Raw genomic sequence first — 20,669 nt, forward strand, 5'->3', positions numbered from 1 at the left:
TCAGCGGTGCCCCTGGCCCTTGTTGTCCGCGGTTACTGGCTTCGGCTCATTAGGGTGATCTTTCTCGAAGTCCCGGCCGAGCCTGGAGTGTTGTCTGTATCCCGTGATGTAGGAGGTATGCGGATGGGGGTGGGCTGACTCCTGCGGGACGCCGGCGCCGAGACCATGGGCGCGCTCGGAGAGCTTGGCAATCAAACGCGCATACACCCGCAGCCAAACGAGGTGGAGCCGCCATCCCGTTCGCGGACGACTCCCGCCACGCCTTCTACGACCCGCACGCTGCACGCCTGTTCTGGGGCCAGCTGCTCCAGGCGAGCCGGGTGTTCGGGGAGTTCCGGTCCCATTTCGTCGGCAAGGACAGCCCCGTGCATCTCTTCTGGGGGTCGATGGACCTGGCCTGCACCCGCTTCTCCGGGCGTCCCGCGCCACCGCATCCGCCCGGCGGTGTCCCCAACGTGCCGGACTGGGTGAGTAGCTGTATCTCAACCGATCGTGGAACGTGCGGGGCGAACAGGTTTCCCGCCGGGGTGATCTTCCCCTTGCACGCGCATGAAGACAGGGCCTCTCAGTAGCTCGGGGATGCGAATCCAACCGAGCAGTGCCGGGAGGCCCTGGTGTCGTTGTTGTACGCGTCCGATCCCGTTCAGTTCAACTCGGCCGCCCCATCGTGTGATTGTCTCGCGCATGTGTACGGCAATGCTGCCGATCGTCCCGACCGGAAACGCCTGTATCCGTCGGACATGACGGACGCGGAATGGGCGGCCATCCGGCCCTTGCTGCCCACGCCGTCCTGGCTGGAGGGCCGGGGCGGGCAGCCCGAGGGCTACTGTCACCGTCAGTCGGCATACCCCCCATCCCTACGCGCTCGCAAGACATCCGGATCGTCCACAAGGTCAACCATGCGCGACTACAAAACCCGGTCTGCACCACTCCGAGGCGATGCATCGACGGAGTCATCTACTTCTACGGCGAGTTCGACCAGCGGGACATCGAAATCGCCCAGCGGACCTACCCAGGACGCCGTGTACTGGTCAACCGTGCCAAAGACCTGGAAGTTCATCCCGGCGGCGCGGGCCCGGCACGGTCCGTGCTGGACAGCTCGTGAACGCCCCGGGGGGACGCTGCCCGCCCGTAGGGAGAAACCGGCGGGTTCGCGGAATCTCGTGGCGTCGGTGACAGGAAACTCGCTGGTGGGTTGCGGATTCTGGGGTGGGGGCACGCGGGTTCGTGCGCGACGGGTCGGGCAGGATGAGGGCTGCAATCGGGGAGGGCACTGGGGTGGGTTACGTATTGCAGGCGGTGATCGCAGGAGACGAGCTGTTGCGTGCCGCAGCACGGGGCATTCCTAGTGCCCGCGTGGTGCTTCTCCGGCAGGACCTGTCGCTGATGCCGATGACGGATGAAGTCCTCGACGAGATCACGGACGGCACCGCCGAGAGCGCTCTGGGATTCTGGAAGCTGCCAGGGGGCTTCGAGAGGTTACTCGCCCAGTGGTCCACTACAGGGCCCGTCGCCTATGTCGAGGCCGACTACTTCGGTGGCGTCGGAGAGCAACGGGCCGCCGTCTGGGCTGATGGAGCGCTGGCAGTGGGGCCATTGGATGCCCCGGCGAAGAAGTGGTTCTCCCGAGCAGTCAGCCCGATCTCGCAGGCTCTTCGGCAACTCGGCGTGAGGCGGAGTCTCGGCGAGGATGAGTTCGAAGCTGTGGGACTGGACCGACATCGGAACAACGACGACTGGATCTCTTCCAGCGCCTCTTGAGCCCGCGCTGGACGGCGGCGACTTCCGGAATCCCGCATCGCCTCGCAAGTCGCTGGCCGAACTCGCAGGTTCTGCCAGTTACTCGGAGAAGTCGCCATGCACGAGTGGCAGGCAGAATGAGGGCTCTCACCTGCTCACTTGCACATTCTCGCGCACTGCATCCCTCACGGAACCTGCGTGAATTCCAAGTTGGTCACGCTGTCTTCGAACAGCTGCCGACGGCCCACGCCGCCTCAGTTGAGCCGGCGGCACGGAGTCTTGAGCCCGCACGCCTGCGACGGGCGGCCCTCCATTCTGCATTGAGCACTAAGGCGTACTCGACATCGGACAGCTCGCTCGGTTCGTCCATGAGCCGCCAACCTGGCCACTTTTGCCCTCTTTATGAAGTATAGGGGTTGGCGTAAAGGTGACTTGACGCCTGGTGGACAGGGCAAACTGCTGACCTCGGCACTTGACGGCACCACGCTGTCCTCCCATGAGAGACATGAACAACAGGTGGCGCCGCGGGATCCGCCCTCCCCGGCCTCGGCATACGGTGTCCGCCGCCGCCCTCGTGGCGCTCGTGGCCGGTCTGACCGCCGCCCCCGGCGCCGCTCAGGACCTCGGCACGCACACCGGGCGAACGGAACCCGCAGCGCAGACCGGAGCGGCCCGGTCGCCGATCATCTCCCGGCATCAGCTCACCCTGATCACCGGCGACCGCGTCACGCTGGAGACGGACACCTCGGGCAAGCAGAGTGTGTCGGTCGAGCCCGCCGAGGGCCGCGAACGAGTCGCGTTCATCAAGCGCCAGGCCGGTCGCGACTGGACGGTCATACCCGCCGACACGCTCCCGCTGCTCGCGACGGGTCGCCTCGACAAGGCGCTGTTCAACGTCTCCGCCCTGGTCCGGGGCAAGTACGCGCAGCGGTCGAGCCTGCCGCTGATCGTCGAGTATGCCGGGAACGCGGGCACCGCCCGGCGACAGCTGACCGCCGCCGGCGCCGACACCGTCCGCCCCATCGGCGGGACCCCCTTCGCGACCCTCGGCGAACACCGCGCGGACGCCGCCGGGTTCTGGAAGGGCATCGCCCCCGGCCGGGCGGACGCCACCTCCTTCGGAGCGGGTGTGCGCCGGGTCTGGCTGGACGGCCACTCAAGGATCCAGCTCGACAGGACGGTGCCGCGCATCGGGGCCCCGCACGCCTGGGAGAAGGGCTACACCGGCACCGGCGTCAAGGTCGCCGTGCTCGACACCGGTTACGACCCCAACCACCCGGACCTCAAGGGCCTCGTCACCGAGTCCGCGAACTTCACCACCGAGCCGAACACCGACGACCTGAACGGTCACGGCACCCATGTGACTTCCACGGTCACCGGTTCCGGCGCCGCCTCCGACGGCCGCTACAAGGGTGTGGCACCCGGTGTGCAGATCCTGTCCGGCAAGGTGTGCACCGCGGACGGCAACTGCGACAACTCCGACATCGTCGAGGGCCTGGCCTGGGCCGCCCAGCACGGCGCCAAGGTGATCAACCTCAGCCTGGGCGACACGGACACACCGGAGACCGACGCCCTCGAGGCCATGGTCGACACCGTGACCCGTGACTACGGCACGCTGGTCGTGGCCGCTGCCGGCAACAGCGGTCCCGACAAGGTCTCCTCGCCCGCCTCCGACGACCGGGCGCTGGCCGTCGGCGCGGCCGAGGACGACGACGACCTCGCCGTCTTCAGCTCGGTCGGCCCGCGGGTGGGCGACTCCGGCCTCAAGCCGGACATCATCGCCCCCGGCGTCAACGTCGTCGCCGCGAGGGCGGGCGGCACCACCGCCGATGACGGCTATGTCGCGATGAGCGGCACGTCCATGGCCACGCCCCATGTGACCGGAGCCGCCGCCATCCTGTTCCAGCAGCACCCGGACTGGACGGCGGAGCAGGTCAAGCGCCAGCTGATGCAGTCGGCGACCGGCGCCAAGGAGCACGGCGCCTACTTCCAGGGCGCCGGACGCGTCGACGTCGCCCGGGCGGTCGACCAGGACGTCACCGCCGACACCACCGCACTGGACTTCGGGCTGATCCGCTGGAGGGACGGCAAGCGTCCCCCGGTGACCAAGACCATCACCTACCGCAACCCGGGCGCGGCGCCGGTCACCCTTCAGCTGAAGGACAACCCGGGCAGCGGGAAGAAGGACGTGCCCGCTCCCGCCGGACTGTTCCGGCTCAGCGCCGACACGGTCACCGTGCCCGCACACGGAACCGCGGCCGTCACCCTCACCGCGACCCCGGAAGCCACCACGACGTACGCCGCCTACAGCGGTGTGGTGACCGCGAGCACTGCGGACAACCAGGTGTCGGTGCGCGTCCCGTTCGGCGCGGACGTCGAGCAGCCGTCCTACGACCTGCGCATCGGCATGAAGAGCCGCACGGGCGCCGCCCCCGACAACGCCTACCTGCTGGTCAACTCGGCCGACGGCAAGGCGTACGAGGTCGAGGCGCTCGGCAAGAGCAGCACGGTGGTGCGACTGCCGAAGGACACCTACTCGGTGAGCGGCTTCTACTTCGACGCCTCCTTCACCGAGGGCACCATCGTCGGTGTGCCGAAGGTCGTGATGAGCGCCGACCGGCAGGTGACCATCGACGCCCGAAAGGCGAAGCCCGTCACGGTGTCGGCACCGAGCCGCTCCGCGCGCATCATGTCGGCCGAGATCGGCACGATCAGCATGGCCGACCAGCTGCTCTCGGTCGCCATGTACAACGCGATCGGCACGGACCACATCGACGGCGTGTACGCGGTGCCGACTGCCCAGTACAAAGACTCGAAGTTCACGTACCTCGTCACCAGCGTCTGGGGCGACCCGGCCGGCGCAGACGGGAACCCCGCCTCGGTCTACTACCTCACGCGACCGGTGCACGGCGCCATTCCGGCGGATCCCGCCTACACCCCCCGCAAGTCGGAGCTGGCCAGGGTGAACACCACGTTCGCCGCCACCACGCCGGGAACCACGGCCACGCGCATCGTGTGGACGTACGTCGGCAACGTCCGCTTCAGCGGCCGGGCGATGGAGGGAATTCCGGTCCCGGCCCGCCGTGTCGACTACTTCTCGGCGGCCGACGGCCTGCGCTGGCAGACGGCCTTCGACCAGAACAGCTTCCTCGACCCGGACGCGCACGGGCAGAGCTACCTGAGCGACCTGCACGGCTACCAGGCCGGCTCCCAGGTCGAGGAGCGCTGGAACGGCGGGATCCAGGCCGTGGGCCTCTCGTCCCAGATGGCCGCCTTCCGAGAGGGCGACACGATGTACCGGCCCTTCCAATCGGCCGCGAACGGCAACCTCGACCTGGTGGCCGACACCACGTCCGGCCTGCCCGAGGTGAAGCTGTGGCGCAACGGCGAGCTGGTCTCCCAGGACTGGAGCATGAGCGACGTCCCGGCCGACGCCAGCCCCGCCGACTACCGTCTGACGGTCGAGCACAACCGTGACATGGCCCCCAGCTCCGTCTCCACGAGTGTGCGGGCGGAATGGCGGTTCCGGTCGCAGAGCACGGCGACCCGGCAGGCGCTGCCGCTGTACGCGGTCCGTATGTCGCCGAAGCTGGACGAGTGGAACCGGGCCGAGGCCGGCCGCAAGCTCGACATCCCGGTCCTGATCCAGAGGACGGCCGGCGCCGGGGCGTCGCCCATCCGCGTCTTCACCACCGAGGTCTCCTTCGACGAGGGGAAGACCTGGCAGTCGGTGCGGGTCAAGGGCTCCGGTATGGAGCGCACCGTGACCGTGGAGCACCCGCGCCGCGCCGCGGGCGGCTCGGTCAGCCTGCGTGTCCACGTCGAGGACGCGGCGGGCAACTCCTTCAAGGAGACCGTCATCAAGGGCTACCTGCTCAAGTAGCCGCCTTCGCGGAGCAGCCACGTCCTCGAGTAGCTGCTTCCGCGAGTAGCGCAGCCCGGCCGCAGCGGCCGGACGAACGGGGACAGGGCCCGCCGGACACGTCCGGTGGGCCCTGTTCGTGTGCGTTGCGGCGTCCGCCGTACTCTCAGAGCCAGTCGCGGCGGGCCGCGTGCCAGCCCAGCTGCATACGGGTCGCGACGCCCGCCAGGCTCATCAGGCCCTGGATGCGCCGCTGGACGGTGCGCTTGCTGACCCGCAGCTGTCCGGCTATCGCCTCGTCCGTCATTCCGGCGACCATCAGGGAGAGCAGGTGCCGGTCCTCCCCGACCGGCGAGGCGGCATCCGTGGTGCCGGCGCCACCGATCTGGCCCTCCTCGGTCACCCGGAGCGGGGCACCGATCTCCCAGTGGTGTTCGAACAGGGCGATGAGCGCGTCCAGCAGGCTGCTCTCCCGCACCACCGCGGCCCGCAGTTCCCGGGGGTTGCGGGACGTGCCCGAGGCGGCCAGCGGCAGGATGGCCACCGAGCGGTCGGCGATCGCCATCCGCAGCGGCAGCAGAGGCACCGCCCGGGCGACCTCTCCGGCGCACACGCCCTTGACGACGTAGTCCACCGAGTCGGGGTCGTCGAAGTACGCCTGCTCGTACAGGGCCCTGTAGAGCACGCCCCGGTCCAGCGCGTCGAACTCCTCCTGATTGCTCTCCGGGGACATGGCCACGTACTGGGCCTTCACGAACCACATCATCTCGCGGCCGGCGCCGTGCTGGAGCTGGCGCAGATGCTGGCGCAGTGCCGACGCGCCGGTGATGATCTCGACGGCCTCGTCCGTGCTCCGGGCCCATGCGCTGCGGCGGTGTGTCTCCGCCAGTTCGTAGACGGCGGCCCGGGTCTGTTCCAGGGCGTCGAAGTGGCGTTGGAGCCGGGGCATAAGGGCCACCTGCGGCGGCACGGCCGTGAACCATTCGGGACTGTCCTCGGCCGCCGACGCCAGGCCCTTGTGCTCCAGCGCACGCAGCAGCAGCCGCGCGGTCACGACGTCGAGGTCGGAACGGCCGCAGATGTCCTGAGCGGACGCCGTCCCGGTGGCGACCAGAAGGCGGTACACCTCGCTCTCGTCGGCCGTCAGGCCCACCGTCTCCAGCATGTCGCCACCTTTCTCAGCATCCGGGCCGCCTCGGCCCGGGTTCGCGTGGGGGCAAACGCGGTCGGCCTGGCGGATGATTCCACCAGCCCCCGCGACCAGGCACCACGACGGTTGTCACCGGCGATCTGGCTCACCGTGACGGGGCGCTGCCGTCAGCACATCCGGTGGACCCGGGGCGGGGGCCGCTCGAGTGTCACAGACTGTGGGCCACGGGGTGGCGAGGTTCGTACAGCGGCAGTTCGGCGCCACTGGGCGAACGCACCGCCGTCAGCCTGCCCCAGCGCTGCTCGCCGACCGGGCGGGTGATCTCGACGCCCCGCGCACGTAGTTCCCCGAGCTGGGCGTCGAGGTCGTCGCACATCAGACAGAACTCGTGCGGGGGGGGCGCCCTCGGTGGGGTGTACGGCGATCTTCCACGGGGACGATGTCCACCGATGGCCTCGTACCCGGCTGGGACCAGTAGGGCTTTGTGACCACCCCGTAGACCGAACGGTCCCCACCTCAGCGAAACGAAGGTCCGGCGTGATCAACGGCGCCCACGTCATCCTCTACAACCAGGACGCGGGGGCCGACCGCGACTTCATCCGCGACGTCCTCGCCTCCTCCGGTGTCGACGCGGGCGGCCGCTCGCCGCAGGTCTCGCACACCGTGTGGGTGACGAGTTCGTGGGCGCAGGTCCGCCGACCGGGCCACGTCGCGGAGCCATTCGTCCAGGTGGGCCCGTTCTTTGCTCATTCCGCGGGGCCACAGGCGGTCCACGAGCACTCGCTTGCCGTTCCGCGGCGAGGTGTCCTCATAGATCCTGTGACAACTGGGAACGCCGCGTGGGCGGGGCCGCCGGCTGCGGTCCCACCCACGCGGTGCTGTCCCGGGTGACCTCCCGGGGTGTGACGTCAGCGCAGGCCGAAGGCCCGGGTGATCGTCTGCGAGACGGTGTTGCCCGCGCTGTCCCGGGCGCCGACCCGGAGGGTGACGAAGTCGGCGGACCGCGGCGCGCGCAGGCGCGTCCGCCATCCGTCGTCGCACCGGCTCAGGTCGGTCCGCTGCCAGGTCGCACCGTCGTCGTACGACACCTCGACGGCCGGCTTCCCGATGGTGGCGGTGGTGCCCGGCAGGTGCGAGGCGGTCACCGTCAGGCCGGCGTGCCGGTCGGCACGGCCGGACGTGTCGGTGTCCACGCCGTAGTCGAGCTGGATGAGTGGCAGGGACACCGCCGCATCGCTGCCGGTGACCGCGGAGGTGAAGTCCCACTCGGTCAGCGTGTGCGTCGAGTACGGGTTGGCCCAGGTGCCGCGGTCGTTGTCGAGGACCAGCCGGTAGGGCAGGCGCTCGGCGCCGAGGCCGGGAACCTGCAGGTACTCGGCGTTGCCCCAGTCGAGCTGCTGGTCGCCCTGGTAGAGCGACATCCAGTCCTTGACGTCGAAGTTCGCGCCGGCCTCACCGACGTGGCCGGACCCCGAGTCACCCCAGCCGGGCGCGGTGATGTACATCGTGTCGAGGTAGCGCACCGGCTGATAGTTGATCGGGCTCATGCGGGGCCGCTGGATCGGGCCGAACCAGCTGACCTTGCCGGTCTTGCGCGCCGGGTAGTTCAACGGGTCGATCGAGTGCTGCCCGGTCTCGCCCCGGATGAAGGCGTCGTCAAGCCACGTGGTGCCGGCTGTGACCCAGTCGGTGCGCTCGCCCTGGGCGGGCGCGGTGAGCTGGTTGCCGACGGCCCAGCCGCGCCAGACGTCCGGACGGAACTCCATCGCCTTGCCCTGCCGGTAGTTCCGGAACGAGACGTTCACCCGGCCGAGGTCCTTGGACTCCTCACGCCAGGTCGGGTCCGCCGGAACGGCGCCCGTCCAGTGGTGCACGACGTCGTAGACGTAGTCGGTCGTGGGGTGCGAGGTGACCTTCAGCGAGACCGCGCCGTGCCGGAGTTGGCCGAGCAGGTCGGCGCCCTGGTCGGCGTTGAGCGTCGCCACCGTCACCGGGGCCGGGCTCTGCGGGCTCCAGGGGTTCTCGTCCCAGGGCTTCAGGCGGCCGACGCCGTCGGTGACGACCAGCAGCAGCCGGGCGCCGGCGGCCGCGGCGGCCTCCGCCTGGGCCTTGATCCCTTCCGTGCCGGCGCCGCGCACCACGACGGCCTTGCCGCGCACGTTCTGCCGCGCGAGCTCCTCGGCCGTGCCGTCACCGGCGAAGACCGCCGTCAGGTTCCGGCTACCGGCGGGCAGCGGCGTGGCCGCGCGCTTGACCAGCGGGTCGTTGAAGGTCGTCGACTTCGTGCTCACGGTCAGCGCGGGCTGCTCGAGGCGGAAGCGGGCGCCGGTCTCGAACTCGCCATCGGTGACCTTCTTGCCGGTCGGGAGCGCCCAGATGCTGTCGTACGACGGGTCCGGCAGCATCGACGTCTCCACCAGGCTGTCGGTGAAGGACCGGTGCGCGTCCAGGCGCGGCGCGACGGCGGTGGTCTGCTGCGGCACGCGCGCCAGGATCCGGCGTGCCTTGCGGCCGTCCAGGGTGACGGTACGGTCCTGGTCCAGCTTCACGTCGTTGAAGGCGAGCAGCACCATGCCGCGCGAGTGCGGGCCTTCGGCGCCCTGCACGTCACCGGTGAGCCAGCCGCTGTAGCTGCCGACGGGCAGCCGCGCCGTGCCGGTGCCGGACGCGTCGAGGTCCATCACCGTGAAGAGGTGCTCGGCGGTCAGGACGACCCGGCCCTCCAGCGGCTTGCCCGAACGGTCCTTGGCGACCACGGTCAGATTCTGCCGCCGGCCCTCGCGGGCCGCGCCGATCAGCGTCCGGGCGCGGACCGCTCCGCTGCCGTCCGTACCGATGATCATGGCGCTGACCGACTGGTCGCCGCCCAGCTTGTCCAGATCCGCCGTCAGGGTGACCGTGGCGGTGCCGTGGGCGGGCACGGTGACGTGGTCGGCGGAGAGCCTGAACAACCCGGCCGGGACCGTGCCGTTGACCGCCAGGTTGAGGTTGGCCGGTGCGTCGCCGACGTTGGTGTACGCCACCGTCTGGACGTCGGTCTGCCCCGGCTTCGGGGGCCACGTGTGGAAGCCGGAGTAGGCGGTCGTGGTGGCGAAGACCGTGGTGTGCACGGCCGCCAGCGCGTCGAGCCGGCCGGCGCCCGCCTGGTACGGGGTGTACGCCGGGGTTGCCTTGGCGCTGCTGACCAGCGCCTCCTTGAGCTGGGTGCCCGTCCAGTCGGGGTGCTCTGAGGCGAGGAGCGCGGCGGCACCGGCGACGTGCGGCGTCGCCATCGACGTGCCGCTCATCGTGGTGTAGTAGCCGGAGCCGCGCTTGTAGTGCGAGCGCGCCGCGACGATGTCGACGCCGGGCGCGGTGATCTCCGGCTTCAGCCCGCCGTCGCCGTCACGCGGGCCCTGGCTGGAGAAGTCGGCGAGCGTGTCGGTGGAGTCGACGGCACCGACGGTCAGCGCGGAGTCTGCGGCACCGGGGCTGCTGATGGAGTGCGGGCCGCCGTTGCCCGCCGCGATCACGAACAACGCGCCCGTGTCGTGGCTGAGTTCGTCGACGGCCTGGCTCATCGGGTCGGTCTTGTCACCGCCGCCACCCAGGCTCATGCTGATGATCCTGGCCTTCTGGTCGCGGGCGGCCCACTCCATGCCCGCGATGATCCAGGATTCCTGGCCGCTGCCCTCGGAGTTGAGCACCTTGCCGACGGCCAGCCGGGCGCCGGAGGCGACACCCCGCTCCTTGCCGTCGGAGGCACTGCCCGTGCCGACGATGGTCGAGGCGACGTGCGTGCCGTGGCCGTTGTAGTCGGCGATGTCGTCCTCGCCGGGGACGAAACTGGCGCTGTCGGACACCTGCCCGACCAGGTCCGGGTGTTCGGTGTCCGCGCCGCTGTCGAGCATCGCGACCTTCACGCCCTGGCCGGTGTCGCCCTGCGCCCATACCTTCTGCGCGCCGATCTGGGCGGTGGAGTCGGCCAGGTCGGCCTTCACCTTGCCGTCGAGCCACACGTTGGCGACGCCGCCCGCGAAGGACGGCTTCGCGGACCGGGCCGTCGCGCCGGAACCCCCGGTGAGCGAGGACCAGAACTCCGGTGCTTGCTGGTGGTTCTGTGCGAAGGCCGCGCCCTGGATGCTGTCCAGGCGGCGGACGTCGGTCGAGCCGGCCATCTTCGTCCGAGTGTGAGCCTTGGCGGCGGCTTTGGTGTAGCGCACGATCAGCGGCAGTCGGGAGCTGTGGGCGTCGTCGTAGCCCTCGGTGATCAGCCGCGTCACGTTGAAGAGCTGCTTGTCGAGTTTGCCGGCGCTCACGTACGGCAGGGCGGCGTCGGGGTAGACATAGGTGGCGCCGTCCACGACAGCGCGGTGGAAGCCGGTGGTGGCTCCGCTCGCGGCCTGGAAGGAGCGCACGACGGTGCCGTCGGCGGCGGTCCCGATAGTGACCTTGTCACCCGTGATCAGAGTGACGGTGTGCGTGCCGGCATCGCCGGCGGTTTGGTGTCCGGTGTCGTTGTGCGACACCTCACCGGCGGAGTACGCGGACACAGCGGCAGTCGCCGGTATGACGCCGAGTGTCAGCGCGGCCGCCACGGCGAGGGCGATCGGCCCGGGCCGGGGGATGGGAACCTTGGACAAGGAAGACTCCTGAGACGCGGCGAAGAGCGAAAGATCACTGGATCCTCCGGCCTCCCCCCGCCGTCGTTCAAGGGGTCACACATGTCGCTCTTGTGCCATGGCACAGTTACGCCGCGAGCAGACGGGGTCGTCGGCCACCGCGCGTCCGGGGGGGGACGGCGGCGGACGCGGCCGGAATCGAGCAACGTGCCCTCGTCGCACCGGGGTTCGGCACACAACTGGCGCTGGGGCAGGGCCCGGCCGATCAGCCGGCCCACTGGTCCTTGATCGGGCCGTGCAGCCGCATCTGATCCTCCAGGCGCCTCGAGAGGCGGTCTGCGAGAACCTGCGGCACGTCGGGGCGACCGGTGAAGCCCTTCACCCGGGCCAGTTCGCTGCGGGCCGCGGCCTCCACCAGGCGGCGGGCGGCCGGACGGTCCAGGCGCGCCCACACCAGGTCGACCGGCGCCAGGACAGCCCGCAGATCCTCCGGCGGCAGGGCACCCTCCCCCGCTGCTGCCTGCCCTGACACGAACTGTCCACGACCCGCAGCGGAGAACCGGCCCGCGGCCGCCTTTCGCGCCTTCGATGACCGGGGAGCCGCCAACGCTGCCCTGTACGACGGCAAGCACTCCGGCCACGCAGTCCTCGCCGACGCCCGGCACGCAACTCACCCGTCCATCAACGGGCGCCGCGTCGGCCGCCACGGAACCGGAATCAGGGGGGCCAGCCGCATGAGCGTCGCCACCCTGCCCGGGGCGACTGGATCCGCGGCCTCACGATTCGCCAGCCCTATGCCACCTGCATCCTCGCCGGGCAGAACCCGGAAAACAAACCCCGGCCCTGGCTGTGGCGGGGCTGGGTCCTGATCCACGCCGGGCAGAAGCTGGAGCGCCCCGCCCTGCGTGATCCGCTGATCGCCACCGCGATCCGCGGCCGCGAACTGCACCTGGGCGCGGTCATCGGCGTCGCCCGCCTCACCGGCTGCCACCCCGACCAGGGGCCCATCTGCGGCGCCGACCGCCCAAGGCGGCTACTCCTGACGGGTGGCCCCCGCGGCCAGGGCGCGCGGGGGGCGGTCCGCGTGCCTGCCCGTGGTGCACATCCGGCCGACGGCGTTCCTGGACACTCCGCTGTTCACCACGATGGCGGCGCGGTCGATTCAGGAGAACGGCACGATCGCGCTGCCGTTCGGCACCGGACGCACCTCACCGGTTGCCGTGGACGACGTCGCCCGGGTCGTCGCCACCGTGCTCCGCGCCCCGGCTCCGCACATCGGGAAGGTCTACGAGCTGACCGGGCCGCGCTCGGTCGATATGACGGAGCTGACCGAGGAGTTCTCCCGGGCGCTGGGCCGTCCGGTGTCCTACGTGGACGTACCCCCTGAGAGGTGGGAGGCCCAGCTCCCGAAGCTGGGGATGCCGCCGCACCTCGAACAGCACGTCGCCACCATGGCCCAGCTGCACAGGGACAACCGATACAACCGCACCGCCGACGGCGTCGAGCGCGTGACGGGCATCCCGGCTCAGACGATCGAGGCGTTCGTGGCCGCCCGAAAGGACTTCTACCTGGGCTGAGCCGCCTCCGACAGCTGGGGGAGAGCGCGATGTACAGCGCTCGCTGACTTGCCTCCGCCCATTGGGGCTGCGCCGCCCGGTCTGATGCAGGGTTGGGTGACAGGTTCAGCGTGTTGAGCTGAGCGCGCCCAGGGGCGCCGTCATCGCTGGCGCGCACCTCGGCCGAGCGGCGACTGTCGGTACCGGATGAATGACCGCCGCAGCCCCTCTTGCATGGTCTATGGCATACCCCATAAGTTACTTACAGGTAGCCCGCTTGGTGGGCTGCACTGTCATGGGAAAGGTGGTGTGCGGGTGAGCCCACGCAGGAGTGAAAGCCGTGACCGGATGATCCTCAGTGCTGCTGCTCTGCTGCGTGAGTACGGGGCGAGCGCGACCAGCATCGACCGGGTGCTGGCGCACAGCGGAGCCCCTCGGGGCTCGGTGTATCACCACTTCCCCAGCGGGCGGACGCAGCTCATCGACGAAGCGGTGGCGCTGGCGGGGGACTTCGTCGCGGGCCTGATCGATGCCACCATGCAGGCGGATGATCCGGTGGAGGCCGTCGACGCATTCGTCGTGCTGTGGCGCGACCGGCTCGTGGACAGCGGCTTCCGGGCCGGCTGTCCGATCGTGGCGGTGGCCGTCGAGACCAACGACGATGCACCCCAGCTGGCCCGTTCCGCCGCTGCCGTCTTCGCCCGGTGGCAGGAGGCCTTCGCGGCCCTCTTCCTGCGGCACGGCCTGACTGAGGAACGCAGCCGCAGACTCGCTGCCTTCATCATCGCTGCGGTCGAAGGCGCGATGATCATGTGCCGGGCCGAGCAGAGCACCGCTCCGATCGAGGCAGCCGCCGCCGAGATCCACGACCTGCTCCTGTACGCCCTGCGCGACCGCCCCGGTGCCGAAACCGGGCCCCGGCCGTAGCCCGCAACCGCCCAGCCGCTTCACCTACATAGCTCGAAGGAGTCGCCATGCCCTCGCTCGACCGTCAGGACAACGTCTTCGTCCTCGACCTCGGAGACGGAGAGAACCGCTTCCACCCCGACTGGCTCACTGCCGTCGGCGCCGCGCTCGACGAGGTGGAGAAGGCGGAGGGCCCTCGCGCCCTGGTCACCGCCGCCACCGGCAAGTTCTACTCCAACGGGCTCGACCTGGACTGGCTGTTCGCCCACGCCGACCAGCACCAGGACTACGTCGTCTCCGTCCATGAACTGTTCGCGCGGATTCTGTCGCTGCCGGTCATCACGGTGGCCGCACTGCAGGGACACACCTTCGCCGCCGGCGCGATGTTCTCCCTCGCCCACGACTTCCGCGTCATGCGGGCCGACCGCGGCTACTGGTGCCTGCCCGAAGCGGACATCAACATCCCCTTCACCCCCGGCATGGCCGCCCTCATCCAGTCCCGACTGGCGCCGCAGACCGCGCACGAGGCCATGCTCACCGCCCGCCGCTACGGCGGTGCCGACGCCGCGGCCGCCGGCATCGTCGACCAGGCCATCGCCGAGGACGCCGTGCGCTCCACCGCCATCGAGATCGCCCAGACGCAGGTGAACAAGGCCGGCGACACCCTCGGCACCATCAAGGCCCGCATGTACGCCCCTGCCCTGGCCACCCTCCGCGACACCACTAACCCGCTCGGCTGACCAGCACCTCACCGACCGCACCAGCCCGCGCCCCGGCCGCTGCCACCCCGGGGCGCGAGCTGCCCCAGTTGCCCACCGCATGAGGAGACAGGGCCGATGACCGCCGACACCGCCGCCTGGCGCAAGAGCGCGTGCATCCTGTGCGAGAACAACTGCGGCATCCAGATCCAGACCGACGGCCGCCGCTTCACCAAGATCCGCGGCGACCAGGAGCACGTCGCCACCGCCGGATACACCTGCAACAAGGCCCTGCGCCTGGACCACTACCAAAACGGCGGAGCCCGGCTGCCGACACCGCTGCGCCGGGAGCCGGACGGCAGCTTCACGCCCATCGACTGGGACACCGCCATACGCGAGATCGCCGCCCGGTTGAAGACCGTGCGCGACACCCACGGCGGCGAATCGATCTTCTTCTACGGCGGCGTCGCCCTGAACACCCTCACCGACCCCACCTGGCGCGACGCCATCGCCGGCACCCCCTGGCACAAACACGTGCCCGCCCGCATCCAGCCCTTCCTACCTGACGAACACCCCGCCCCGCGCGGCGGCAACACCAGCACCATGCAAGGAGAACGACCGTGACCACCACCGACCTCACCGCCATGACCGGCCTTGAACTGATGCGCTGGATGCAGGCCGAACGCCCCACCGACATCCCCTCCATCGGCCGCCTGCTCGGCATGCGCTTCGACGAGGTCGACCACGGCCGCATCGTTATCTCCCTCGACACCCGCCCCGACTTCGCCAACCCCCTGGGCACCGTCCACGGCGGCATCGCCGCCACCCTCCTCGACTCCGTCATGGGCTGCGCCGTCCACACCACTCTCCCCGCCGGTGCCGGCTACACCACCCTCGAACTCAAGGTCAACTACATCCGCGCCGCCCGCACCGACGGACAGATACTCACCGCAGAGGGCAACGTCATCCACGCCGGTCGCCGCACCGCCACCGCCGAGGGCAAGGTGCTGGACGACCAGGGCAAACTGATGGCCCACGCCACCACCACCTGCATGATCCTTTAGGTCGCCGGGACTGTTCCTAAAGATTGCGTATGCCCCGGTGTGACCTGGATGGCATGAGACGTGGTCTCTGCCGGGAAGAATCACCATGGGGATCAAGGGCGGCCACCCCCGCGAGAGTGCGAACAACGCACAGACGGGGACGGAGTTGGCGAGACGGGCCGAGCCGGACCGGGAGATGGCCGAGCAGTTGGTGTCCCGGGCCCGCGCCGAGGGGCTCAATCTGGTTCGGCGGGCTCGACGCGTTCGGCGCCAACCGGCGCGACCTGCAACTCCACACGGCGGTCTGCAGCAGTACGGCGCCGATCTCGTCGGGCGTCAGGCCTGTGGGGCTCGGAAAGTCATCGCAGCAGATCAAGCGGCGCATCGGTACGCGTTGATGACTCCGCCGAAGACGCGTGTGCGCAGGAGCCGCCTGGGCTCGAGCTGGTGCGGGACTGCTGGCTGTTCCTGGGCCTCGGGCGGTCGTCGGTCCCGGGATCGGTGCGGCCGATGCCGGTTGTAGTGATTCCGGTACTCGGCGAGGACCTGTCGGGCGTGGGCCTCGTTCATGATCAGAACGTGGTCGAGAGCCTCGCGTCGGACGGTTCCGATCACTCGCTCGCAGTGGGCGTTCTACGCCTGCGGGCCGCGGTAGCGAGTTGCGGGGGTGGGCTGGTTGCCGCCGGTGAGCAGAGCGGACTCCGCGGCCAGCAGGGCTTCAAGGGCTGCGGCCTGGTTCTCCAGACCGGGTGCGCACACGGTCTCCCCCAGGCGCAGGCCGGCAAGGCTGGCCGAGGCGACGTCCTGCGGGGTCATCGCCCAGGGGATGTCGCGGCCGACGCCTTCGTTCCACTCCGTGGCCACGACGCCGGGCAGCAGCAACTGCGTACGGATGGGCGTGTCCGCGAGCTCACCTGTGAGGGTCCGGGTGAAGGCGACGGTAGCGGCCTTCGCCGCCGCGTAGAGAGTGCGTCGTGGTGCGCGGGGATCGTTGAGGCCGCCGCTGAAGGCCAGCAGCGAGGCCACCGTGATGATCGCGCCTTCTCCGGTGGCGAGCATTCCGGGAAGCGCGGCGCGGACCAGCTGAATGGGGGCCACGGCGTTGAGGGTGAGCAGGCGGTCGATGTCGGCGGGGTCGACGTCGACGAGCGGGGCGTAGCCGCCGGCGCCGGCGTTGCTGACCAGCAGGCGCACGTCCCCCGCGGCGAGACGGCCGGTGACAGCGGTGATGCCCTCGTGGGTGCCGAGATCGGCGGGCAGTACCTCCACGGCGGCGCCCCGGGCGCGGAGCTCCTCTGCGAAGTCGCCGAGCCGGTCCGCGCGGCGCGCCACCAGGACGAGGTCGTGGTCATCCGCCAGCAGACGGGCGTATTCGGCGCCGATGCCGGAGGAAGCTCCGGTGATGAGAGCGATCGTGCGAGTCATACGCCGAGCATGCCTCAACCGTTAGCTTAGCGTCAAACGCTTGATGGTTATGAAGTGTCGTACCCTTGGCAGGTGATACGTGATGACGAGGAGCCTGTGGGGCTCGGCGCGCTTGACCGGGTGACCTGGGCATTGCGCCGCGCGGAACTGGCGGTGCAGACGCTCAAGGAACAGCGGCTACGTCCGCTGGGCATGGCCGCCGCGCACTACACCCTGCTGATGTCGGTGCACAGCGAACCAGGGCTGGCCGGCGCCGAGTTGGCCCGCCGCCTCAACGTCACCCCTCAGGCCGTCGCCTCCCTCGTGGCACGCCTGGAGGGCCGCGGCCAGTTGGAGAGGCGCGAGCACCCGCGCCACCGGCACGTGCAGGAACTGCACCTCACCGACGCCGGGCGGGAGGCGCTGCGCGCGGCCGACCAGGTAATCGCCGACGTAGAGCGTCACATCACCGAGGGCCTGGGACCGGACCAGAGCGCGCAGCTACGGACGCTGCTCGACCAGGTGAGCAAGACGGTGCGCAACGCCTGAGCTCGTCGGCCGGTCAAGGACAGGCTGGCGCGTCGGTGGCCTAGGCACGGCGCACGCCGCCCGCTCCCCCGGCGGTCTCGGCGCATCGTATGCCGCCGCCAGCGGGGTTCCAGCCGACCGCGGCACCGGTCGGCCCGCAGCGAAAGCAGCGACCACTCGCTCGAGGACCAGTCCACCGCCCTCGCCTCAAGGTCGACATCGGCACGGCGATCTCGTCCCTGCACGGTCGGTCCGTGCAGGGCGGCAGAGATCCTGAACGGCGCCGGGACGTAGGTCGCCCGTTTGCGGCGCGCGGCGCGTACGGATGCCGTGCCGGGGCGGCAGGCGGAAAGTGCCCGATCTTCGAGATCCCGGCCTGAGTGCACACGCGATAGCCCAGGAGGTCGCCCTCCTGGGCTATCGGGGTCGGATCAAGGCGCGCCCTGCCGCCTGAAGCAGGTGGGTGCCGCAGCTTCCAGCGGCCCCCACCAGCGCGAGCAACGGGGCAGAGCTTCTTCGCCCTCCGCTTCCGCCTCGGACGCTCCCTCCTCTCTTCTCACTGCGTCATGCCGTCACGGGCACACCAGCGTCAGGACTCGTGCGTCGGCCGGCCACGGCCATCCGAACGAAGTTGCCGGTGCAGTCAGGGGCCCGGTCACGGGACGAGGACGATCTTCCCCGTCGTATGCCCGGTCATGATCTGCCGATGCGCGGCGGCGGCTTCGCGCAACGGATGGCTGGCGGCGATCAGGACGCGCAGTCGCCCGGCCCCCGCGGCTTCGGTGAGCTGCAGGCGCGCAGCGGCGCGGACTTCCGTGCCGGGGTCCGCGCCGGGCCCGCCGCCCAGGAGCCTGATGCCGGCTCGGGCCCCGCGTTCGAACGCTGCGACGGTCGCGATGCGGGACCGGTCCGCCACCAGCTCCACCGAGACGTCCACCGCCTCGTCGGTGCCCACCAGGTCGGCAGCCGCGTCGACTCCCTGCGGTGCCGCCGCGCGCACCCGGTCCGCCAGACCCGGCCCGTACGCGATCGGAATCGCCCCCAGGTCGCGCAGTACGTCGTGCTTGGCCGGGCTCGCCGTTCCCAGCACCCTGGCTCCGCGCTCGACGGCCAGTTGCACGGCCATCAGGCCGACGCCACCCGCCGCGCCATGGACCAGCACCGAGTCGTTCTCACGTAGGCCGATCGCTTCGAGAACGTGCACAGCGGTGACGCCCGTGACCATCAGTCCTCCGGCCTGCTCCCAGGAGAGAGCGGCGGGCTTGGGCACCACCGACGAGGCCGGGACGATGAGTTCGGCGGCGTACGCGCCGGGCGCTCGGTACGCGATCACCTCGTCGCCGATCTGGATCGGACCGGCGGGACCGGTCGCGTCGGCACCGACAGCGGTCACCACACCGGCCGCTTCGGCACCGAGCCGCATCGGCAGGTTCGCCGGATCGGGTCCGAAGGCGCCGCTGTACATCTTGTGGTCGAAAGGGTTGACGCCGACGGCGCGGACCTCGATGCGCACCTGACCCGGCCCGGGCTCCACTACGGCGACATCGATCACCGACAGCGCCTCGGGACCACCGTAAGCACGCGCTACTACTACTTCGCTCATGTCAGGGGAGAACGCGGTGCCGGAAGGCCCGATTCCCCATTGCGGTGACTTTTTTGAGCGGAGCGCTCCGCTCCGATAAGTTGGGCAGCCGATCACCCGACGCGGGAGGACATATGAACGCCATGACCAAACCCACGGCCCTGGTGACCGGCGGCAGCCGGGGAATCGGCGCTGCCACGTCACGGGAACTGGCGGCTCGCGGCTAGCGCGTAGCCGTCAACTACTTCTCCCGCCGCGAGTCCGCCGACCAGGTGGTCAAACTCATCGAGGCCGACGGCGGGGAAGCCTTCGCCGTACAGGCCGACGTGTACGACCCCACCCAGGCTGCCGAACTGCTGGAGCGCTCCGCGGTCGACGGGCGCTTGGACGTTCTTGTCTGCAACGCCGGTGCCCGCTTCATTCCCACCCCGGTTCAAGCCCTCGCCTGGGACGACTTCAGGACGAAGGTGACGGACGAGCTGGCATCCGTCTACACGCTCACCCAACAGACACTGGAACTCATGGGCGCCCAAGGGCGGGGCCGGATCGTGTATGTCTCCAGCGCCGTGGCCGACGGTCCGCCCGCCCCGGGCATGGCCGCCCACGGCACCGCCAAGGCCGCCCTGAACACCTTCGCCCGCTTCGTCGCCCACGAGGTAGGCCCGCTAGGCATCACCGTCAACGTCGTGGCACCCGGCTACGTCCGCACCGAGAGCAGCGCGCGTATACCGCAGGAATTCCAACAGCGACTGGCTGCGAACACCCCCCTGGGGCGGGTCGCGGAACCGGAGGACGTGGCCCGGGCGATCGCGATGCTCGTCGGTGAGCAAGCCGCCTTCGTCACTGGCGAGGTGCTCACCGTCGACGGTGGGTACGGCGTGGCACGCCGGTAGGGGAAAATACCTGTCCATGGGTGACACGCAGACCGGCAGACCGCGCGGCCGCCGGCGGGAGGCGGACCGCAACGATGCCCGCCTCATGCAGGCTGCGCGCGAAGTCTTCGCCGAGCTCGGCTGGGACGCCCCCGTCTCGGAGATCGCCCGCCGGGCCGGCATCGGCATGGGCAGCCTCTACCGCCGCTATCCCAGCAAGGAGCTGCTGGCCCAGCGGATGCGCGTCATGGGGATGGAACAGCTCGTCGCCCAGGCCCGCACAGCCTTCGCCGAGGAGCCGGACCCTTGGGCGGCCTTCGCCCGCTTCCTGCGGAACGCGCTCTCGGCCCAGGGTGCAGTCGGTCCGCTGCTCCCGCTGGTGGGCGGCCGACTGCCGGCCACCGATGAGATCGTGGCCGCCTCCAGCCGGCTCCGGACCGCCCTCGACGACTTGGTGGACGGCGCGCACCGCGCGGGCGTACTGCGCGCCGACTTCACTTCCGCCGACGTCCCCTTGCTGCTCGAACACCTCACCGCGCGGATCCCCGTCACCGACGAACGCGCCACCACGCTCCACCTGCGGTACCTGGACCTGATCCTCGCCGGGCTGCGCACGTCGACCACCGACGGGCCCACCGCGTTGCTGAGCCCGGCTCCAGACTGGGCAGAACTCAGCGAGCTGTGGAACGCCTCCGAGGGCTGAGCCCTGCGGGAATGCAGCGCCCCG

The 20,669-nt window shown here is 70.3% G+C and carries 16 protein-coding genes and 5 pseudogenes; 13 read left to right on the forward strand and 8 right to left on the reverse strand.

Annotated features, from left to right (window positions below; all coding sequences use genetic code 11):
• Positions 1-159 precede the first annotated feature (159 nt).
• From OG456_RS04065 to OG456_RS04080, 4 genes and pseudogenes are all read left to right on the forward strand, one after another.
• Positions 160-470, forward strand: a pseudogene (locus OG456_RS04065) (DUF5996 family protein); the annotation flags it as partial.
• 141 nt (positions 471-611) lie between these two features.
• Positions 612-839, forward strand: a pseudogene (locus OG456_RS04070) (transposase); the annotation flags it as partial.
• A 439-nt stretch (positions 840-1,278) separates the two neighbouring features.
• A complete protein-coding gene (locus OG456_RS04075) occupies positions 1,279-1,761 on the forward strand; it encodes a hypothetical protein (RefSeq protein ID WP_266557276.1) in 483 nt (160 codons plus the stop codon).
• A 484-nt stretch (positions 1,762-2,245) separates the two neighbouring features.
• Positions 2,246-5,623 carry a S8 family serine peptidase gene (locus tag OG456_RS04080; protein WP_266557278.1) on the forward strand — a complete coding sequence of 1,126 codons (3,378 nt, stop codon included), beginning with the start codon at positions 2,246-2,248 and terminating at the stop codon, positions 5,621-5,623.
• A 145-nt stretch (positions 5,624-5,768) separates the two neighbouring features.
• On the opposite strand, the gene OG456_RS04085 is transcribed toward OG456_RS04080, so the two are convergent.
• The 5 genes from OG456_RS04085 to OG456_RS04105 all read right to left on the reverse strand — a co-directional run bounded on the left by OG456_RS04085 (position 5,769) and on the right by OG456_RS04105 (position 11,885).
• Positions 5,769-6,767 carry a helix-turn-helix domain-containing protein gene (locus OG456_RS04085; RefSeq protein WP_266557279.1) on the reverse strand — a complete coding sequence of 333 codons (999 nt, stop codon included), beginning with the start codon at positions 6,765-6,767 and terminating at the stop codon, positions 5,769-5,771.
• A 193-nt stretch (positions 6,768-6,960) separates the two neighbouring features.
• Positions 6,961-7,128, reverse strand: coding sequence for a VOC family protein (locus tag OG456_RS04090; RefSeq protein ID WP_266557281.1), 168 nt, complete (start codon positions 7,126-7,128; stop codon positions 6,961-6,963).
• A gap of 140 nt (positions 7,129-7,268) precedes the next feature.
• Positions 7,269-7,568: a DUF488 domain-containing protein gene (locus OG456_RS04095; protein WP_266569028.1), complete on the reverse strand. Its 300-nt coding sequence runs from the start codon at positions 7,566-7,568 to the stop codon at positions 7,269-7,271.
• A gap of 92 nt (positions 7,569-7,660) precedes the next feature.
• A complete protein-coding gene (locus OG456_RS04100; protein ID WP_266557283.1) occupies positions 7,661-11,374 on the reverse strand; it encodes a S8 family serine peptidase in 3,714 nt (1,237 codons plus the stop codon).
• Between the two features lie 244 nt (positions 11,375-11,618).
• Entirely contained in the window at positions 11,619-11,885 is a 267-nt protein-coding gene (locus OG456_RS04105) for a hypothetical protein (protein WP_266569562.1), read from the reverse strand.
• Positions 11,886-12,087: 202 nt separating this feature from the next.
• On the opposite strand from OG456_RS04105, the pseudogene OG456_RS04110 reads away from it, so the two are divergent.
• The 6 genes and pseudogenes from OG456_RS04110 to OG456_RS04135 all read left to right on the forward strand — a co-directional run.
• Positions 12,088-12,350, forward strand: a pseudogene (locus OG456_RS04110) (hypothetical protein); the annotation flags it as partial.
• Positions 12,351-12,450: 100 nt separating this feature from the next.
• Entirely contained in the window at positions 12,451-12,930 is a 480-nt protein-coding gene (locus OG456_RS04115; protein ID WP_266569563.1) for a hypothetical protein, read from the forward strand.
• A gap of 294 nt (positions 12,931-13,224) precedes the next feature.
• Positions 13,225-13,836 (forward strand): TetR/AcrR family transcriptional regulator, encoded by a 612-nt coding sequence (locus OG456_RS04120; RefSeq protein ID WP_266557285.1) that lies wholly within the window; start codon positions 13,225-13,227, stop codon positions 13,834-13,836.
• A 47-nt stretch (positions 13,837-13,883) separates the two neighbouring features.
• On the forward strand, positions 13,884-14,555 hold the full coding sequence (locus OG456_RS04125; RefSeq protein ID WP_266557287.1) for an enoyl-CoA hydratase-related protein: 672 nt from the start codon (positions 13,884-13,886) through the stop codon (positions 14,553-14,555).
• A gap of 96 nt (positions 14,556-14,651) precedes the next feature.
• Positions 14,652-15,137 (forward strand): molybdopterin-dependent oxidoreductase, encoded by a 486-nt coding sequence (locus OG456_RS04130; protein WP_266557289.1) that lies wholly within the window; start codon positions 14,652-14,654, stop codon positions 15,135-15,137.
• On the forward strand, positions 15,134-15,577 hold the full coding sequence (locus OG456_RS04135; RefSeq protein ID WP_266557291.1) for a PaaI family thioesterase: 444 nt from the start codon (positions 15,134-15,136) through the stop codon (positions 15,575-15,577). The genes OG456_RS04130 and OG456_RS04135 overlap by 4 nt, the downstream gene beginning before the upstream one ends.
• A 351-nt stretch (positions 15,578-15,928) precedes the next feature.
• Here the strand turns inward: OG456_RS04135 and OG456_RS04140 are convergent.
• Together OG456_RS04140 and OG456_RS04145 are read right to left on the reverse strand one after the other, a co-directional pair.
• Positions 15,929-16,177: pseudogene (locus OG456_RS04140) on the reverse strand (integrase core domain-containing protein); the annotation flags it as partial.
• Positions 16,178-16,189: 12 nt separating this feature from the next.
• The gene (locus tag OG456_RS04145; protein ID WP_266557293.1) at positions 16,190-16,981 is read right to left on the reverse strand and encodes an SDR family oxidoreductase; all 792 of its coding nucleotides are present in this window, start codon (positions 16,979-16,981) and stop codon (positions 16,190-16,192) included.
• Between the two features lie 72 nt (positions 16,982-17,053).
• Between OG456_RS04145 and OG456_RS04150 the strand changes: the two genes are divergently transcribed.
• A complete protein-coding gene (locus tag OG456_RS04150; protein WP_116507027.1) occupies positions 17,054-17,509 on the forward strand; it encodes a MarR family winged helix-turn-helix transcriptional regulator in 456 nt (151 codons plus the stop codon).
• A gap of 634 nt (positions 17,510-18,143) precedes the next feature.
• Here the strand turns inward: OG456_RS04150 and OG456_RS04155 are convergent.
• Complete coding sequence (locus tag OG456_RS04155; RefSeq protein WP_266557296.1) at positions 18,144-19,091, reverse strand: NADP-dependent oxidoreductase; 948 nt, start codon at positions 19,089-19,091, stop codon at positions 18,144-18,146.
• A 218-nt stretch (positions 19,092-19,309) separates the two neighbouring features.
• Between OG456_RS04155 and OG456_RS04160 the strand changes: the two are divergent.
• Together OG456_RS04160 and OG456_RS04165 are read left to right on the forward strand one after the other, a co-directional pair.
• A pseudogene (locus OG456_RS04160) lies at positions 19,310-19,963 on the forward strand (SDR family oxidoreductase); the annotation flags it as partial.
• 16 nt (positions 19,964-19,979) lie between these two features.
• Positions 19,980-20,645 (forward strand): TetR/AcrR family transcriptional regulator, encoded by a 666-nt coding sequence (locus tag OG456_RS04165; RefSeq protein WP_266557298.1) that lies wholly within the window; start codon positions 19,980-19,982, stop codon positions 20,643-20,645.
• Positions 20,646-20,669: the final 24 nt, after the last annotated feature.

Origin of the sequence: Streptomyces sp. NBC_01446, assembly GCF_026340095.1 — a bacterium.
Classification (GTDB): Bacteria; Actinomycetota; Actinomycetes; order Streptomycetales; family Streptomycetaceae; genus Streptomyces; species Streptomyces aureus.

Coding starts and splice junctions, on each gene's coding strand:
- OG456_RS04080 (WP_266557278.1), top strand. CDS start 2,246: ATGAACAACAGGTGGCGCCGCGGGATCCGCCCTCCCCGGCCTCGGCAT.
- OG456_RS04085 (WP_266557279.1), bottom strand. CDS start 6,767: ATGCTGGAGACGGTGGGCCTGACGGCCGACGAGAGCGAGGTGTACCGC.
- OG456_RS04090 (WP_266557281.1), bottom strand. CDS start 7,128: ATGTGCGACGACCTCGACGCCCAGCTCGGGGAACTACGTGCGCGGGGC.
- OG456_RS04125 (WP_266557287.1), top strand. CDS start 13,884: ATGCCCTCGCTCGACCGTCAGGACAACGTCTTCGTCCTCGACCTCGGA.
- OG456_RS04130 (WP_266557289.1), top strand. CDS start 14,652: ATGACCGCCGACACCGCCGCCTGGCGCAAGAGCGCGTGCATCCTGTGC.
- OG456_RS04145 (WP_266557293.1), bottom strand. CDS start 16,981: ATGACTCGCACGATCGCTCTCATCACCGGAGCTTCCTCCGGCATCGGC.
- OG456_RS04155 (WP_266557296.1), bottom strand. CDS start 19,091: ATGAGCGAAGTAGTAGTAGCGCGTGCTTACGGTGGTCCCGAGGCGCTG.
- OG456_RS04165 (WP_266557298.1), top strand. CDS start 19,980: ATGGGTGACACGCAGACCGGCAGACCGCGCGGCCGCCGGCGGGAGGCG.